This is a genomic window from Actinocorallia sp. A-T 12471, assembly GCF_033875155.1.
Lineage (GTDB): Bacteria > Actinomycetota > Actinomycetes > Streptosporangiales > Streptosporangiaceae > Actinocorallia.
On record NZ_JAWZTE010000001.1, the window covers coordinates 80750 to 98364 of the forward strand.

The 17615-nt window shown below is 71.8% G+C and carries 13 protein-coding genes; 9 read left to right on the forward strand and 4 right to left on the reverse strand.

Annotated elements, in window-relative coordinates; genetic code table 11:
- Nucleotide 1: 1 nt before the first annotated feature.
- The 3 genes from R9X44_RS00350 to R9X44_RS00360 all read right to left on the reverse strand — a co-directional run bounded on the left by R9X44_RS00350 (nt 2) and on the right by R9X44_RS00360 (nt 7137).
- Nucleotides 2–2797: an ATP-binding protein gene (locus tag R9X44_RS00350; protein ID WP_319811883.1), complete on the reverse strand. Its 2796-nt coding sequence runs from the start codon at nt 2795–2797 to the stop codon at nt 2–4.
- A gap of 5 nt (nt 2798–2802) precedes the next feature.
- Nucleotides 2803–3927 (reverse strand): hypothetical protein, encoded by a 1125-nt coding sequence (locus tag R9X44_RS00355; RefSeq protein WP_319811884.1) that lies wholly within the window; start codon nt 3925–3927, stop codon nt 2803–2805.
- Nucleotides 3928–4017: 90 nt separating this feature from the next.
- Complete coding sequence (locus tag R9X44_RS00360; protein WP_319811885.1) at nt 4018–7137, reverse strand: hypothetical protein; 3120 nt, start codon at nt 7135–7137, stop codon at nt 4018–4020.
- Nucleotides 7138–7558: 421 nt separating this feature from the next.
- Here R9X44_RS00360 and R9X44_RS00365 point away from each other — a divergent pair, with 421 nt between their 5' ends.
- From R9X44_RS00365 to R9X44_RS00375, 3 genes are all read left to right on the forward strand, one after another.
- Nucleotides 7559–8791, forward strand: coding sequence for a MurT ligase domain-containing protein (locus tag R9X44_RS00365; protein WP_319811886.1), 1233 nt, complete (start codon nt 7559–7561; stop codon nt 8789–8791).
- The gene (locus R9X44_RS00370; protein ID WP_319811887.1) at nt 8781–9500 is read left to right on the forward strand and encodes a glutamine amidotransferase; all 720 of its coding nucleotides are present in this window, start codon (nt 8781–8783) and stop codon (nt 9498–9500) included. Before R9X44_RS00365 ends, R9X44_RS00370 begins: the two co-directional genes overlap by 11 nt.
- Nucleotides 9501–9618: 118 nt before the next feature.
- Nucleotides 9619–9945 carry a hypothetical protein gene (locus tag R9X44_RS00375; RefSeq protein ID WP_319811888.1) on the forward strand — a complete coding sequence of 109 codons (327 nt, stop codon included), beginning with the start codon at nt 9619–9621 and terminating at the stop codon, nt 9943–9945.
- An 8-nt stretch (nt 9946–9953) separates the two neighbouring features.
- Here the strand turns inward: R9X44_RS00375 and R9X44_RS00380 are convergent, their stop codons facing one another.
- Nucleotides 9954–10319 carry a DsrE family protein gene (locus R9X44_RS00380; protein WP_319811889.1) on the reverse strand — a complete coding sequence of 122 codons (366 nt, stop codon included), beginning with the start codon at nt 10317–10319 and terminating at the stop codon, nt 9954–9956.
- Between the two features lie 166 nt (nt 10320–10485).
- Between R9X44_RS00380 and R9X44_RS00385 the strand changes: the two genes are divergently transcribed.
- The 6 genes from R9X44_RS00385 to rpsJ all read left to right on the forward strand — a co-directional run bounded on the left by R9X44_RS00385 (nt 10486) and on the right by rpsJ (nt 17611).
- Nucleotides 10486–12264, forward strand: coding sequence for a hypothetical protein (locus R9X44_RS00385; RefSeq protein WP_319811890.1), 1779 nt, complete (start codon nt 10486–10488; stop codon nt 12262–12264).
- Nucleotides 12265–12826: 562 nt separating this feature from the next.
- Nucleotides 12827–13201: a 30S ribosomal protein S12 gene (rpsL, locus tag R9X44_RS00390; protein ID WP_123669978.1), complete on the forward strand. Its 375-nt coding sequence runs from the start codon at nt 12827–12829 to the stop codon at nt 13199–13201.
- Nucleotides 13201–13671, forward strand: coding sequence for a 30S ribosomal protein S7 (gene rpsG / locus R9X44_RS00395; protein ID WP_230615144.1), 471 nt, complete (start codon nt 13201–13203; stop codon nt 13669–13671). The genes rpsL and rpsG overlap by 1 nt, the downstream gene beginning before the upstream one ends.
- A gap of 41 nt (nt 13672–13712) precedes the next feature.
- Complete coding sequence (fusA, locus tag R9X44_RS00400; protein WP_319811891.1) at nt 13713–15824, forward strand: elongation factor G; 2112 nt, start codon at nt 13713–13715, stop codon at nt 15822–15824.
- A gap of 66 nt (nt 15825–15890) precedes the next feature.
- A complete protein-coding gene (gene tuf, locus R9X44_RS00405) occupies nt 15891–17084 on the forward strand; it encodes an elongation factor Tu (protein ID WP_319811892.1) in 1194 nt (397 codons plus the stop codon).
- A 218-nt stretch (nt 17085–17302) separates the two neighbouring features.
- The gene (gene rpsJ / locus R9X44_RS00410) at nt 17303–17611 is read left to right on the forward strand and encodes a 30S ribosomal protein S10 (protein WP_012854632.1); all 309 of its coding nucleotides are present in this window, start codon (nt 17303–17305) and stop codon (nt 17609–17611) included.
- Nucleotides 17612–17615 lie beyond the last annotated feature (4 nt).

Here is a 17615-nt window from a genome sequence, read left to right on the forward strand (position 1 = left end):
GCTAGAGGTCGGGGTCGTTTTGGTCGGGGTTGGGGGGGTCGATGAGGCGGTCGGGCCAGGAGAGGACCGGGGGGAGCCAGGGGGTGTTGAGGGAGGTGGTGAGGTGGTCCAGGTGGGAGGTGGGGGGGAGGCCGACGGAGACGGTTTCCAGGTCGGTTTCGAAAGGGTCGGGCGGGGTGCCGATGAGGGCGGTCAGGGCCGGGGGGCGGTTGGCGGGGAGGTCCATGGACAGGGGGTGGCGGCGGAGGGCGTGGAGGCGGTGGCCCATCTTGACGGCGGGGTCGCGGGAGCGGAGGCCGGAGAGGGCGTAGTCGAGGGGTGGGGCGGGGGCGTGGGCGTCGGGGGTGGGGACGTCGAGGGGGAGGAGTTTGTCTATCTCGTGGAGCCAGCGGAGTTGGGGGATGACGAAGGCGGGGCCCGGAGGGGCGGCCGCCGGGGTGCCGCTCAGGAGGGGGCCTGCGGCGGACGTCACCGCGCGGGTCAGGTCGAGGGGGTCGAAGGAGGCGCGGAGGGCTCGGGCGCGGCGGTCCACCGTGCGGTCGACGACGGTGGCGAGCATGCATTCGCGGGTGCGTGGGCCGAGGCGCTGCCAGGCGCGGCGCAGGTCGGCGGGGACCTCGGGCAGGGGCCGGTTCACCAGGTGGGCGACGACCAGGACTTCGGTCCACAGCCGCAGCCACGCCTGTTCGGTCGCGCCCGCGAGCAGTTCGGCCTCGCGCAACTCGCGCAGTGAGCAGGCGCGGCCCGCCCGGCATTCGGTGCCGCAGGCGGCGGAGCGGCGTCCGGCGATCGGCGGCGGCGGGCCCGGCATCCTGCGCTCGCGTCCCTCGCCGTGCGGGACGCGGACGCGCAGCGGCCGGTCCATCCCGTCGGCGAACACCGCCGCGACCCCCGGCCGCAGCGAGACGACCTCGCGCGACTGCTCGGGATCGAGGTTCATCGCCGACCCCACGACGTGCCTGTCGTCATAAGCCGGAAGCCGGTGCACGATCTTCAGAGCCGTGTTCTTGACGACGTCGGGAATGAGCTTCACCGGGATCTGCTCGGCCACCACGATCCCCTCGCCGTACGCGCGGATCTCCGCGAGCAGCCCCGCGAACAGCTCGACCGCGTGCGCGCTCGCGTTCTCCCGGTGCCGCAGCAGCCGGTGCGCCTCCTCGATGACGATCACATGCCGCAGGCCCGGCGGACGCTCCTCGCGCGCCCGCATCCGCAGGTGCTCCACGACGCGGATGATGAGCGTGCCCATGAGGAACGCCTTGTCCTCGTCGTTGGCCACGTCCTCGATCGCCAGGACGACGTTCTCGCGCAGCAGCCCGCTGATGTCGGCGTCGTGCCCGCCCTCGAAGAACCGCCCGGCCGACCCGATCCGCAGCGACCGCAGCCGGACGTCCACGAACCCCTTCACATCGGCCATGAGCTCCTTGCCGTAGCCGACGTCGTCGATGACCTCCAAGGCCGCGCGCTGCAACTGCTCGAGCGTCGGCACGGCCGGACGGACGTGCGCGCCGGGCCGTCCCGCACCCGTCACGACGTCCCACCCGCACTCCTCGTAGACCCGCTGCAACGCCTGCGCGATGATCTGCGGGAACGGCTCGTCCGCCGCGAACGCCGCCTGGAACAGCGCGCGGACCATGTCGATGTGCGCCTGCACCGGATACCCAGGCTCGGGCGCGAGCGGATTGACCGAAAGCGGCACCGCCGCCGGATCCGACGGATTCACCACCGTCACCGGGGTCCCGATCCGCCCGGCCATCGCCGCGTACTCCGACTTCGCGGGCTCGATCGCCAGCCACGGCACCCCCGCCGACGTCAGCTGCTCGAGCAGGTGCCGCACGGTCTGCGACTTGCCGGAACCCGTCGCCCCCGTGACGAACGCGTGCCGGTTCAACGTCTCGAGCGGCACCGTGAACGCCCCGACGGCCCTGTCCCGCCCGTCGAGGATCTCCCCGAGGACGAGCCCGCCCGAGGGGGTCTCCGACGTCACGTCGAACGACCCCGAGTCCAGCACCCGCACGCCGGGAACCTCACGCCGCGGCAGCCCCGCTAGCGGCGCTAGAACTCCTGCCGTCGCTGCGAACGGGAACCCTTCCTGCCCGCCCGCGAGCGCGTCACGCAGCGCGTGTACGCCGCGTCCGGTGCGCAGCCGGTACGGGTGGTGGCCGAGCTCCACCGAGCCGACGAGCACCGGCGCGACGCGTTCCAGGTCGGCGGCGCTCGCCGCGCCCGCGAGCACCCGGACGTCCCACAGCGCGCCCTCGCGGTAGGCGTCGAGCTCGGCGAGCCTGCGCTCGAGCCGCTCCGCGCCGCCCTGCTCGTCCCTGCGGGCCATGCGCAGCTCGTGCCTGACCGCCCTGATCTCGTCCTCGAGCTCGGCCTCGGTGCGCGGCTCGGCCGCCACGAGCCACCCGAACGGACGCCCGAGCAGCGTCACCAGCATCGACTCGAACAGCGACGCGCCCTCGGCGGGCGGCGAGGCCAACGGCGGCGCCTGACGCCCAGGGCAGCGCGTCCACACGAGCCGCGACGCCTCCGCAAGGAAGTCCACCGGATACCGCGTGCCGCGCGCCCCGTTGGGGAACAGCAGCCCCCCGTCCCCGGAGACCGCGTTCGTGACGAGGTCGAGCGGCGTCCCGCCCCCGCGCGACAGCCACCCAGCGACGAACGGACGCCGCTGCTGCGCCGCCGACAGCGCCGCGGGCAGCATCGTCAGGAAGTCCCACTCGGGCGAGGCCGTGCGCTGCGCCGCGGGCACCGCCTCGACGCGCATCCACGGCCCGGGGGCGCTCCCGGACATCGCGGTCAGATCTCCCCGGTCTCCCGCTCGGGGAGCCCCTGGTCCTCCGCGACGGGGTTCCACAGGGCGAGGAACGCCTCCTTGGCCTCGGTCGCCTTGTCGTTGACGGCCTTCAACCGGTCGGCCGGGTCGACGCCGTCGCAGGGCCCGTCGTCCTCGAGGAACTCAAGGGCCGCGGAGTTGGCGTCCACCGACGCCTGGAGCGCGGCCTGGAGCGCCTCCTTCAGCTCCGCGCCCTCGGGCAGCGCGGCGGTGTCGAGCTTGCCGACCGACGCGAGCTGCGCCTCACGCTCCCCGACGACTGTGCTGAACGTCGAGATCTCCGACTCGGTGTTCGCGCACGAGTAGGTGATGTTCGCGAGCTTGCTCCGGCTGCCCTTCATCTCGCCGAGCAGCCCGTCGACGGCCTCGGCCTGCGCGGCGGCGTCGCCGGACGGGCCACCCGCCTCGTCGCCCGCGTCGACCCCGTCGCCGGGGGAGGGCGGCGCGGCCTGCTCGGTGCCCTGCCCGCCGTTCAGCTGGAGGTCGGTGTCGGCGCCGGAGTCGCGCGTCCAGAAGACGTAGCCGACGACGATCGCCGCGGTCAGCAGCGCCGCGACGAGCCCCGCCGCGAGCGGGCCGCGCCAGCGCGGGCCCTCGTCCGGGAGCCAGTCGCCGCCCTGGTAGCGGCGCGCGGAGTCGTCGGAGGACTGCGGGGTGCGCGGCGGGGCCTGCGGGGCCCTGCCCCACACCCTCGGCGGGTCGTCGCCGGCCTGGCCTGGCGGCTGCGGGGACCCGCCCCACGCCTCAGGACGGCCCGCGCCGCCCCACCCGGGATCGGGCTGCTCGGCCCACGGGGTGTCGTCGGCCTGCCACGGCGGCGGCTCCTCGGGCGCTTCGGCGCGCTGCTCGGCGGGGCTCGGCGACGGCGTCACCGGGTCGGGCCAGGGCGCGCGCTCCTCCTCGACGGGTTCGGGCGGCCGCCACGACGAACGCACCGCAGGATCGGGCTGCCACGGCTCGGGCGGCCACGGCTCGCCGGAGAAGCGCGGCGTCCACGGTGCCTCGTCCGCCTGCGGGAGCTGCGCATCGCAGCGGGTGCACCGGCCGAGGGAACCGGGGGTCTCGCTCCGGCATTCGGGACACTGCATCGCGGTCGCTCCAGGGGGGAGTGCTCAGACCTGGCGTTCGTCGCAGCTCACATTAGCGCCAGCATGCCCGGCATTTCCCCGCACGGCCCCTCAGAAGTGCTGCCGCTTGGCGAGCCCGTGCGTCGGCGCGACCTTGTTCCACACCGAAAGGAACTGGCTCTTGGCGGTGCTGGCCTGCGCGGACAGGGAGTTGCCGCGCTCGTAGTCGGGGTCCTTGGTCGGCGTCTTGCCCTTGCAGCCCTTGTGCCGGTCGGCCCACGCGAGGAACGCGTTGTCGACGTCGAGGGACAGCTGGATCGAGCGGACCAGCGTCGAGCGCAGCTTGCCCCGGTTCGGCAGCTTGCCCAGCCGCAGGTTCTGCGCCCGCTGCAACTGCTCCTGCCGCTGCTGGGCGATCTGCTGCATCGACGTGATCGCCTCGGGCAGCCGCTTGCACTTCTTGGCGCTCTCCAGGGCCGACCCGAGCTGGGTACGGCTCTTGGACGACGCGTTGAGCAGCGCGTTGACCTTCTTGGCCTGCCGCGCGGCGGCCGGATCGGCCGACGAGCCCGCCGCGACGTTGTCCGACGACTTCTGCGGCTTCACCGTCTGGACGGGGTCGGCGTCGTCCCCGCCGAACACCACGAACATGACGGCGACGATCGCGGCGGCCACCAGCGCGGCGACGCCGATCAGCATGGGTTTGCGCGCCCGGTCGGCGCGGCCGGACTCCGGAGCGGGGGCGCGGTGCGAACGCGTCATGGGCAGGGGGCCGTCGGGGTCCCACAGCGGACGCTCCTCACGCCGCTCCGCGGTGTACGGGCCGGGCATGGGCGGCGGCGCGTACGGGACCGGAGGCCCGGCCGGAAGCTGCGCGACCGGGGGCGGCCCGGCGGGCGCGTGCCCCGCGGGCCCCTGCGCGGACGGCTGCCCGAGCGGCGGCAGCGCGGCGGTGGCCTGCGCGGCGGCCCTGCCCGGGTCGACGGGCTCGGCGAACCACGAGTCGGGCACGACGGGCGCGACTGGCGGTTCCGGCGCGGGCGCGGGCACGGCCGGGGGAGCCGACGGGGTCGGCGGCAGCGGGCTCGCGCCGGACGGCCCGTCGAGCGCGGGCGTCCACCACTGGGTGGCCTCGCCCGGGTCCTCGGCGGGCGGCGGCGGACCGGCCGCGAGCGCGCCCGGCGACCCGGCGAACGTCGAGTCGAACGGCGACCCGCCCTCACCCGCCGGCGGATACCCGCCGAACGGCCCGGGCGCGCCGAACGGATCGTCCGACGGCGTCGCGAACGGCGTAGCGGGCGCGGGATCGTAAACAGAAGCCGCGAACGTGGACCCGGGCGGCAACCCCCCGTCCCCGAACCCGGGCACCTCACCCCGGTCGATCGCGAACGTGCTGTCCGCACCCCTTGGGAACGAATCCGACCCCCCGGGGAACACCCGCTCCCCCTGCCGCTCCCCGTCTGTCGACCCTCCGACCCCGCTCACCTGACCCCCAAACCCAGCATCCCCCGCAAAGCCCCCATCCGAAGCGAACCCCGCCCCACCACCGACCCCCCCGTCACCGGAGAACCCGGACCTACCAGCCGATATCGCCCCACCCGAGAACCCCGGATCACTCGCGAACCCGTTGTCGTTGAAGCCGCTGTCGCCGCCGAACCCCGGCCCGCCAGCCGCTATCGCTCCGCCGGGGAACCCCGGATCGCTCGCGAACCCGTTGTCGCTGAAGCCGCTGTCGCCGCCGAACCCCGGCCCGCCAGCCGCTATCGCGCCACCCGAGAACCCCGGATCGCTCGCGAACCCGTTGTCGCTGAAGCCGTTGTCGCCGCCGAACCCCGGCCCACCGGCCGCTGTCGCTCCTCCGGGGAACCCGGGATCGCTCGGGAACGCGGTGTCCGAGAACGCGTCGCCCCCGGCCCTGCTCGCGGACGCGGCCCCACCCGGGAACGCCGGATCGTCACCGAACCCGGCGTCAGAGAACCCGTTGTCTCCGCCGAAGCCCGGCCCACCGGGCCCCGTCCCTCCGGGGAAGGACACGTCGCCGCCGAACTCGGTGTCGCGGAACCCGTTGTCACCGCCGAAGCCCGGCCCACTGCCGGGCCCCGATCCTCCGGGGAAGGCTGTGTCGCCGCTGAACTCGGTGTCGCGGAAGCCGTTGTCACCGGGGAAGCCCGGGCCACCGCCAGGTCCCGATCCTCCTGGGAAGGTCGGGCCGCTGCCGGGTCCCGTTCCGGTCGCCGACGAAGAGGGGAATCCCGTGTCGTTTCCGAACGCGCTGTCGCCGGGGAAAGCCGGGCCGCCTGCCGGTACGCCGCCGGGGAAGCCCGGGTCGCTGGCGAACGCGGTGTCAGGGAAGGCGTTGTCGCCGGGGAAGGCCGGGCCGGTCGCGGAGATCGCGCCGCCTGAGAAGGCCGGGTCGCTCGTGAAGGCGTTGTCGCCGGGGAAGCCGGGGCCGTTCGCGGGGAGTGCGCCGTTGGGGAAGGCGGTGTCGGGGAAGCCCGGGCCATTTGTGGACATCGGGGGTGCGGGGAAGGGCGGGTCGCTGGGGAACGGGCCGCTGCCTGTGCCGGGTGGGGGCGTTGTGTTGGGGAAGGCGGGGTCGTTGCCGAAGGCGTTGTCGTAGGCGAGGCCCGGGTTGCTTGCGGAGGTCGGGTCGCTCGGGTAGCCGGGGACCTGGTTGCTCGTCGGGTCGCCTGGGTAGGCGAGGCCCGGGGTGCTCGCGTTGCCGGGGCCGCCGGGGAAGGCTGGGGACGGGTCGGCGGGGTAGGCCGACAGGGCGGGGTCGCTCGCGTAAGGGTCGGAAGGGAAAGGGGGAGGGGTGGGGAAGCCCGGGTTGCTCGGGAAGGAGGAGTCCGGGGGGAAGGTGGGGGAGGGGTAGCGGTCGGAGGGGGGTGGGGAGTCAGGGGTGAAGGGGGTGTCGGTGTAAGGCTGGTCGGCGTAGGGGTTGCCGCCTATGGGGGGGAAGCCCTGGCCGGGGGTGAATGCGCCGTTGGGGGGCGTGCCGGGGGTGAAGGGCGGCTCGGCCGCGTAGGGCTGCTGCTGCGGGAAGGGCGCGCCGGGGAAGGACGGGCCCGCGCCGGGCGGGGGCGTCTCGGGCGCGCCGAACGGCGGCGTGTACGGCGTGCCGAAGGCCGCGCCCTCGGCTCCCGGGGCCGCCGCGCCGAACTGCGGGGCGGGCGGGACGGGCGGGGCGGGCTGCTCGGGCTCGGGTTCCGGAGGCCACTTGTCGAACAAGATCGTCTTCTCCGTGCTGCTCGTCGGTGCGGCGTAGGCGCCGGCGAGAGCGGAGGACGCACCCGGGGCGGCGGGAAGGGCACTACCACAGTGGGCACACGACGGTTGCCCCTCGGGCGCCTGCACGGCGCAGGACGGACACCGCATGGCGCTCAACCCTTCTTCACGTCGTTACCCGGTGATTCTGCCCTGTCCCTCACGTGAGTAGGGGCGCAAGGAAGATTCCTCGGCACATGTGGCATTTGGCGTGCATGTCTAGCTGCGGCTCGCGGCACGGTGCGGCGTTGGTCACAGTACTGCAACCGGTAGTCGTACCGTAGCTCAGCGTGCGAGAGTAGCCCGTTTACCCTCGGGAAGACGGGAATGGCCGCGCCAACCACTAGGCTCGGCGGGAGTCGGGCTTATAGGGGAAAGAGATTCGATGAGTGATCTTCCGCTGCGGTCGCAGTTGGCGGTCGCCCTCGGGCGTACCGCCTCCCGGATGTCGCGACTTGCGGGGCGGGGCGACGGTTCGGTGATCGGCGGGAAGATCGGGCTGAAGCTCGACCCCGACCTGCTCACCCGTCTGTCCGCCGACCGCAAGCTCGTCCTGGTCAGCGCCACCAACGGCAAGACGACCACGACCCGTCTGATCGCGAGCGCGATGAGCGGGCTCGGCGAGGTCGCCACCAACGCGTTCGGCGCGAACATGCCGACCGGCCACGTCAGCGCGCTCGCCGCCGCGCCGCACGCCCAGTACGGCGTGCTGGAGTGCGACGAGAAGTACGTGCCGCTGGTCCTCAGCGAGACCAGGGCCAACATCGTCCTGCTGATGAACCTCAGCCGCGACCAGATGGACCGCGCGGGCGAGATCTGGCAGCTGGCGGGCAAGTGGCGCAAGGCCCTCGACGGCGCGGACACGCATGTCGTCGCCAACTGCGACGACCCCCTCGTCACGTGGGGCGCGTCCACCGCCAAGAAGGTCACCTGGGTGGCCGTCGGCCAGCACTGGAAGGAGGACTCCTGGTGCTGCCCCGAGTGCGGCGGGCCGCTCGACCGCGACGGCAGCCACTGGGCGTGCCGCCAGTGCTCCTTCGCCAGGCCGAAGCCCGACTGGATTCTGCACGGCGACCGGGTGACGGCCCCCGGCGGTCACACCTACTCGCTCGACCTCCAGCTCCCCGGGCGCGCCAACCGCTCGAACGGCGCGATGGCACTCGCCGTCGTGGCGCTGTTCGGGATCGCGCCCGAACAGGCGCTGCCGCTGCTGGGCAAGGTCGCCTCGGTCGCGGGCCGCTACACCACCGTGCAGTACCAGGGCCGTGACATCCGGCTGCTGCTCGCCAAGAACCCGGCGGGCTGGCTAGAGGCGTTCGACGTGCTCGAGCCCGCGCCCGGCCCCGTCGCGCTGTCGATCAACGCCCAGGGTCCCGACGGCAGGGACACCTCGTGGCTGTGGGACGTGGACTACCGGGTGCTGAAGGGCCGTCCGGTGTGGGCGACGGGCGAGCGCAGGCTCGACCTCGCGACCCGCCTGGAGGCCGCCGAGGTCGACTTCCGCCTCGTGGACGACATCGAGCAGGCGGTCCTGGCGGTGCCGCCCGGCAAGCTCGACGTGATCGCCAACTACACAGCCTTCCAGGACATCCGAACGAGGTACGGCCGTGCCCTCTGAGACCATCAAGATCGTCTGGATCTACCCGGACCTGCTGAGCACCTACGGCGACGGCGGCAACGTCATCGTCCTGGAACGCCGGGCGCGGCTGCGCGGCATCATCCCCCGCACGGTCCGGGTCCGCTCCGACGAGCCGGTCCCGGTCGACGGCGACATCTACCTGCTCGGCGGCGGCGAGGACAGGCCGCAGATCCTCGCGGCGCAGCGGCTGCGCGTCGACGGCGGCCTGCACAAGGCGGTCGAGTTCGGCGCGGCGGTGTTCGCGGTCTGCGCGGGCTACCAGCTGCTCGGCCACGAGTTCGGCGGCGAGGAGGGCCAGCCCGTCCAGGGCGTCGGGCTGCTCGACATCCGCAGCGGCCGCGGCGAGGTCCGCGCGGTCGGCGAGCTGGCGGGCGAGGTCGACCCGGCGCTCGGCGTGCCGATGATCACCGGCTTCGAGAACCACCAGGGCGTCACCCACCTCGGCCCCGGCGCGAAGCCGCTGGCCAGGGTCGCGGTCGGCGTCGGCAACGGCGACGGCTACGAGGGCGCCTACAGCGGCAGGATCGTCGGCACCTACATGCACGGCCCCGCGCTGGTCCGCAACCCGGGCCTTGCCGACCTGCTGCTCAGCTGGGCGGTCAAGCGGCGGCTCGACCCGATCGACGACAGCTGGGCCGGAAGGCTGCGCGAGGAGCGGCTGCGCGCCGTCCTCCCCTCGCCCTCCTGACGACGGGCACCAAAACCCCTTTCCGGACGTTGTCCGATACACGTGTCCTATAGAACGTCCCTCCCCTGGGGAGGAACGGGGACGGACGTGGAAGGCACGGCGATCGGGGAGGGGTCTCATGGCCCGGGAGCACGAACACCGACACGAACGCGGGGACGACGGCCGGGACCGGACAGCGCGGCCCGACCTCGGCGACGACGACCAGCAGTACCAGACCGACCTCCTGCGCGAGTACGAGGAGAACCCGCCCCGCGACCTCGTCATCACCGACGAGGACCGGGGCGAGATCGGCATCACCGCGTGGGTGCGGCGGGAGAGCAGGACGGGCGAGCGGCCCCCGGACGACCGTCCGGCCGAGGAGGCCGCGATCCACGTCGAGTCCCGCGAGCACCACGCGCCAAGGGACGACGATGAGGACGAGGCCGGCAAGGCCCCGTCCCGGTAGCGGGCGGCTCAGTAGACGAGCGCCTGAGCCCCCTCGGCGGTGGCCTCCTCGACGAACGCCGGAGCGCCCGCGATGCGGACGCCTTCCAGCAGGTCGTCCTGGGTGAGGTTCCTGCGCGCCGCGCACTGCGTGCACAGGGTGACCCGCCCGGACGCCCTGACGACGTCGAGCAGATCGGCCACGGGGGTCGCGTGCTCGAGCGCGGGGAAGCGCTCAGACCCGCCGGGCACCGCGAACCACGCCGCCTCGCCCGTCAGCCACAGCGAGACCTGCACGCCGCTGGCCACCGCGGCGGCGGCCACGGTCAGCGCCTGGTTGGCGCGTTCGGGGGCGTCGGCCCCCGCGGTCACTTTGATCACCAGTGAGCGAGTCATGGCGGCAGCCTACTTTCCGGGATGCGGCCCGCCCCAAAGCGGAGATCTTTGTGCAATCGCGACGCAAATATTCTTGACCGGGTCCCGGGGGATTTGCCGTATGCAGACGCACCGGGCACTCTGTGACTGGTCGCGTGGTATTCGAGAGCCGATAAGGAGTCCACCGATGACCGAGCAGAGCGGCCCCCAGCGGCCGTCGCCAGAGGAGCCGGCATCGGCCGACCAGACCGGCGCGGCCCCCGACCAGGTCGATCCGCCCACCCGCCCCGCGGGCGAGCGGACCGTGGTCTTCGGCGCGCCGCAGCTGCGCCCGCAGCAGGCGCAGCCGCAGCAGCCCCAACCGCCCGCGCCGCAGCCGCCGCAGCAGCCTTACGGCCAGCCCGCGCAGCCGCCGCAGGGGCAGCCCGGGCAGCCGCAGTACGGCGCGCCCGCCGAGCCGTACGGGCAGCAGCCGCCCGCGTGGCAGCCGCCCGCGCCGCAGCCGCAGCAGCCCGCCCCGCAGGCCCCGCCGTCGGCGTGGGCCCCGCCCGGAGGCGCGTCCTCCTACCCGGCCCCGGCGAACTACGAGCCTCCGGCCGACTACCAGCCTCCGGCCGAGCAGCCGCAGCCTCCGGCCTACGGGGCTCCGGCGGAGCAGCCGCAGTATCAGCCTCCGGCGGAGCCGCAGTACCCGCCGCCGCCCGAGTACCAGCAGGCCGCGCAGCCGCCCGCCGAGACGGTGTACCAGCCGCTGGCCGAGGCCCCTTCTTACGGCGCTCCGGAGCAGCAGCCCTACCAGCCGCCGCAGCCCCCGGCCTACGGGTCTCCGGCCGAGCAGCCCTATCAGCCGCAGGCCGAGTCGCCGTCCTACGGCGGCGAGCAGGGCGGCTTCGGCGCGGGCGGGTCGGCGTACCCGTCGGCTCCGGCCTACGGCAGCCCCGGCGCGTCCGGCGACCGGAACCCCGCCGTCGGGGAGTCGGCTCCGGCCCCCGAGGTCGAGGACCCGTGGGGCACCGCGCCGACGGCGCTGCCGCGCCGCGAGGACCTGCGTCCCCCGGTCGGCGAGGCCCCGGCCACCACCGTCATCCCCGGCCTCGGCGGGCCCGCCGCGCCCGAGGCCCCCGCGGCGTCCGGGCAGCCGTACCCCGGCGACATCCCGCTCGTCACGAACAAGCCGCAGGGCCAGCCGGTCGAGGAGACGGCCCGCGAGCCCGAGCGGCCGTGGGGCGCGCCGAACCCGTCGGCCGCGCCCGGCGGCGAGACGGTCCTCGACTTCGACGCCCGCGCCTACCAGCAGCAGGCCCCGCAGCCGCCCGCACCGCAGCCCCAGGCTCCCCAGGCCCCGCAGCCGCAGGCCGAGGACCCGGACGCCACCCAGGCGTTCGGCGTCGGCGACCGCCCCCAGCCCCCGCAGCCCTACGGCCAGCAGGGTCAGGGCCAGCCCGGGCAGTACGGCCAGCAGCCTTACGGGCAGCAGGGCCAGTACGGCCAGGCCCCCGAGCAGGGCGGCTACGGCCAGCAGCCGGGCCAGGGCTACGGCCAGCCCCAGCAGGGCCAGCCCCAGCCCGGCCAGCCCGGCCAGTACGCCCAGCAGCCCTACGGCCAGCCCGCCGACCAGGCGCAGCAGCCGTACGGGCAGCAGGGCCAGCCCGCCCAGGGCCAGCCGGGTCAGCAGGGCCAGTACGGACAGCAGGGTTACGGCCAGCAGCAGGGCTACGGGCAGCCGCCGCAGCAGTACGGCGGCGAACAGCAGCAGCAGTACGGCGAGCAGCCCTACGGGCAGCAGGGGCAGCAGGGCCAGCAGGGGCAGGCGTACGCGCAGCAGTACGGCGAGCAGCAGCCCGCCCACGCCGCCGACGAAGAGCAGGGCGAGCGTTCGGACAACAAGGTCTGGATCTGGCTCGGCCTCGTCGCGCTCGTCGCGGTCATCGTCATCCTCGTGGCGTTCTTCTCCCCGTTCTGGTGACCGTCCCGGCGGACGCCCGGTGACGGATCGCGTGAAGACCCGTATGATCTCCGGTCATACGGGTCTCTTTCGTTCACGCGGGTTCATCCCGCCTTCCCCGGAACTTCCTCGTAGACCACCCCGTTCGTCATGGTGAGCACCCGCGCCTCGGCCGCGCGAAGGTTGCGCGGGGCGGCCCTTTCCCGGTAATGGCGTATTCGCTTTGACCTCGCCCGGGGGGTTGGGTACGCTCTATCTTCGTGCCCGCGGCATCGCGGGTTACGCGTGCGTGCGCTCCGGCGGGTACCCCGTGATAGGAGCGGCGCGGATCTCTTCCCCCACGGCACGATCGGGTCCTTCTTTTGGGACGCGGCGGGTCACGGACGGCGCGACACGCCCGACCGCGGGGGTCGGCGGATCAGGCAAACCGGCAGGTCAGAGGCCCCTCAAGGGTCCTTGATCAGGGTTATGCGCGGACGAGAAATTCCGGGTGTGACTCGCGCATACAAAACCGAGCATGGACAAGCCGTGCTCACCCGGTCGCGGAGACCGGGCCCGGTACGACGAAGGAAGACGGAGAGCGGTGCCCACAATCCAGCAGTTGGTCCGAAAGGGCCGGCAGGACAAGGTGACCAAGACCAAGACGCCCGCGCTGAAGGGAAGCCCCCAGCGCCGCGGCGTCTGCACCCGCGTGTACACGACGACGCCGAAGAAGCCGAACTCGGCGCTGCGGAAGGTCGCCCGTGTCCGCCTGAGCAGTGGCATCGAGGTCACCGCCTACATCCCGGGTGTCGGACACAACCTGCAGGAGCACTCCATCGTGCTGGTGCGCGGCGGTCGTGTGAAGGACCTGCCGGGTGTTCGCTACAAGATCATCCGCGGTTCGCTCGACACCCAGGGTGTCCGCAACCGCAAGCAGGCGCGCAGCCGCTACGGCGCGAAGAAGGAGAAGAGCTAATGCCGCGTAAGGGCCCCGCGGGCAAGCGCGTACTGGTCGCCGACCCGGTGTACAACTCGCCGCTGGTCACCAGCCTGATCAACAAGATCCTGCTGGACGGCAAGCGTTCCATCGCCGAGCGCATCGTGTACAACGCGCTCGAAGGCTGCCGCGAGAAGACCGGCAACGACCCGGTCGTCACCCTCAAGCGCGCGCTCGACAACGTGAAGCCGACCATCGAGGTCAAGTCCCGCCGCGTCGGCGGCGCGACCTACCAGGTCCCCGTCGAGGTCCGGCCGGCCCGCAGCACCACCCTGGCGCTGCGCTGGCTCGTCACCTACTCCCGCGGCCGCCGCGAGAAGACGATGACCGAGCGCCTGATGAACGAGCTCCTGGACGCCAGCAACGGCCTGGGCGCGTCGGTCAAGAAGCGCGAGGACACCCACAAGATGGCCGAGTCCAACAAGGCCTTCGCCCACTACCGCTGGTAACAGCGGTCGGCTGAACCCACGAGAGCAAGGACGCGAGCACAATGGCTGCTAAGACCGGTGTAGACCTCTCCAAGGTCCGCAACATCGGGATCATGGCGCACATCGACGCTGGCAAGACCACGACGACCGAGCGCATCCTGTACTACACGGGGATGAGCTACAAGATCGGCGAGGTCCACGACGGCGCGGCGACCACCGACTGGATGGAGCAGGAGCAGGAGCGGGGGATCACCATCACCTCCGCCGCTGTCACCTGCAAGTGGCCGGTGGAGAGCGTCGAGCACACCATCAACATCATCGACACTCCCGGCCACGTCGACTTCACCGTCGAGGTCGAGCGCTCGCTGCGCGTCCTCGACGGCGCCGTCGCGGTGTTCGACGGTGTGGCGGGGGTCGAGCCGCAGTCCGAGACCGTGTGGCGTCAGGCCGACCGTTACAGCGTTCCGCGGATCTGCTTCGTCAACAAGCTGGACCGCACCGGCGCTGACTTCCAGCGCTGCGTCGACATGATCGTGAACCGCCTCGGCGCGGTTCCGCTGGTCATGCAGCTGCCGATCGGCGCCGAGGCCGACTTCCTCGGCGTCGTCGACCTGGTCCGCGGCAAGGCGCTGGTCTGGAACGCCGAGGCCAAGCTGGGCGAGATGTACAACGAGGTGGAGATCCCCGCGGATCTCGCCGACGCCGCCGCCGAGGCGCGCGCCGCCCTCATCGAGACGCTCGCCGAGAACGACGACGAGGTCATGGAGCAGTTCCTCGAGGGCGAGGAGCCCTCGATCGAGCAGATCTACGCCGGCGTCCGCCGCGCGACCCTCGCCGCCAAGCTCACCCCCGTGTTCTGTGGCACCGCCTTCAAGAACAAGGGTGTGCAGCCCCTTCTTGACGCCATCGTCCGCTACCTGCCGTCCCCGCTGGACGTCGAGGCGATCGAGGGCCACAAGATGGGTGACGAGGACACCGTCATCGCGCGCAAGCCGAGCGAGGACGAGCCGTTCTCCGGCCTGGCCTTCAAGATCATGTCCGACCCGCACCTGGGCAAGCTGACGTTCGTCCGGGTCTACTCCGGCGTGCTGGAGGCGGGCTCCTCGGTTCTGAACACAGTTCGGGACAAGAAGGAGCGCATCGGCAAGATCTACCGGATGCACGCCAACAAGCGCGAGGAGATCTCGCAGGTCGGCGCGGGCGACATCGTCGCCGTCATGGGCCTCAAGCAGACCACCACCGGTGAGACGCTGGCCGACGACAAGAACCCGGTCGTGCTCGAGTCCATGAGCTTCCCGGCGCCGGTCATCGACGTCGCGATCGAGCCCAAGACCAAGGCCGACCAGCAGAAGCTGGGCACCGCGATCCAGCGGCTCGCCGAGGAGGACCCGTCCTTCCGCGTGCACACCGACGAGGAGACCGGCCAGACCGTCATCTCCGGCATGGGCGAGCTCCACCTGGAGATCCTCGTCGACCGGATGAAGCGCGAGTTCAAGGTCGACGCCAACGTCGGTCGCCCGCAGGTGGCCTACCGCGAGACGATCACCAAGACCGTCGAGAAGGTCGAGTACACCCACAAGAAGCAGACGGGTGGCTCCGGCCAGTTCGGTCGCGTGATCATCACGCTGTCGCCCATCGGCGGCGGCAGCGACGGCTACGAGTTCGAGAACAAGGTCACCGGTGGCCGCATCCCCCGGGAGTACATCCCGTCGGTGGACGCGGGCTGCCAGGAGGCGGCCGAGTTCGGCGTGCTCGCCGGCTACCCGATGGTGGGCGTGAAGGTCACCCTTCTCGACGGCGCCTACCACGAGGTGGACTCCTCGGAAATGGCGTTCAAGGTCGCCGGCTCGATGGCGTTCAAGGAGGCGGCGCGTCGCGCGTCCCCCGCGCTGCTCGAGCCGATGATGGCGGTCGAGGTCACCACGCCCGAGGACAACATGGGCGACGTCATCGGCGACCTCAACAGCCGCCGTGGACAGATCCAGGCCATGGACGAGTCCCACGGCGCCCGGATCGTCAAGGCGCTCGTGCCCCTGTCGGAGATGTTCGGCTACGTGGGCGACCTGCGCAGCAAGACCCAGGGCCGGGCTGTTTTCACCATGCAGTTCGACTCCTACGCCGAGGTTCCGGGGAACGTCGCGCAGGAGATCATCGCCAAGGCCAAGGGCGAATAGCCTCCGGCCTCCGGCGACCACAAGCCAACTGTCAACACGCACGTCAGAATCACTGAGGAGAACCTCGTGGCGAAGGCCAAGTTCGAGCGGACGAAGCCGCACGTAAACATCGGCACCATCGGTCACATCGACCACGGTAAGACCACCCTTACCGCGGCGATCACCAAGGTGCTGCACGACGCCTACCCGGACGTCAACCCGTTCACGCCGTTCGAGGACATCGACAAGGCGCCCGAGGAGCGCGAGCGCGGTATCACCATCTCCATCGCGCACGTCGAGTACCAGACCGAGGCGCGCCACTACGCGCACGTGGACTGCCCGGGTCACGCGGACTACGTCAAGAACATGATCACCGGCGCCGCCCAGATGGACGGCGCGATCCTGGTCGTGGCCGCCACCGACGGCCCGATGCCGCAGACGCGTGAGCACGTCCTCCTGGCCCGTCAGGTCGGCGTTCCCTACATCGTCGTCGCCCTGAACAAGTGCGACATGGTCGACGACGAGGAGATCCTCGAGCTCGTCGAGCTCGAGGTCCGCGAGCTGCTGTCGGACCAGGAGTTCCCCGGCGACGACCTGCCGGTCGTGCGGGTGTCGGCCTACCAGGCGCTGCAGGGCGACGAGAAGTGGGCCGCCAGCATCCTGGAGCTCATGAAGGCCGTGGACGAGAACGTCCCGCAGCCCGAGCGTGACACCGAGAAGCCGTTCCTGATGCCGATCGAGGACGTCTTCTCGATCACCGGTCGCGGCACGGTCGTCACCGGCCGTATCGAGCGCGGCGTCGTGAACGTCAACGAGGTCGTCGACATCATCGGCATCAAGGAGAAGAGCACCTCGACCACCGTCACCGGTGTCGAGATGTTCCGCAAGCTGCTCGACCAGGGCCAGGCGGGCGACAACGTCGGTCTGCTCCTGCGCGGCATCAAGCGCGAGGACGTCGAGCGCGGCCAGTGTGTCATCAAGCCGGGCACCAACACCCCGCACACCGAGTTCACCGCGCAGGTCTACATCCTGGGCAAGGACGAGGGCGGCCGCCACACCCCGTTCTTCAACAACTACCGTCCGCAGTTCTACTTCCGGACGACCGACGTGACCGGCGTGGTGAACCTCCCCGAGGGCACCGAGATGGTCATGCCGGGCGACAACACCGACATGACGGTCCAGCTGATCCAGCCGGTCGCCATGGAGGAGGGTCTGAAGTTCGCCATCCGTGAGGGTGGCCGGACCGTCGGCGCGGGTCGCGTCGTCAAGATCATCAAGTAAGGCTCCACCGTATGTGACCGCGGGGGAGTGCCCCGCCTGTGCGGAAGGTACCCCCGCGGTCACATATCATTGTCCCTGGCCCTTTTTCAGTCAGGGCACGCCGCGAGTGCGCGAGCACTCGCACTTTGACACGTCAGCCCGCCTCTCGCGAGAGCGGGAGGTTATAGCGGAGAGTGTCCACACTCGCCGCTTGAGCAGTAAAGGACACCGAGGGCACCATGGCGGGACAGAAGATCCGCATTCGGCTCAAGGCCTACGACCACGAGGTCATCGACAGCTCGGCGAAGAAGATCGTCGAGACTGTCACGCGGACTGGCGCCAAGGTCGCCGGACCGGTGCCGCTGCCGACCGAGAAGAACGTGTACTGCGTCATCCGCTCGCCGCACAAGTACAAGGACAGCCGCGAGCACTTCGAGATGCGCACGCACAAGCGGCTGATCGACATCATCGACCCCACCCCGAAGACGGTCGACTCGCTCATGCGGCTCGACCTCCCCGCGGGCGTGGACATCGAGATCAAGCTCTAAGGAA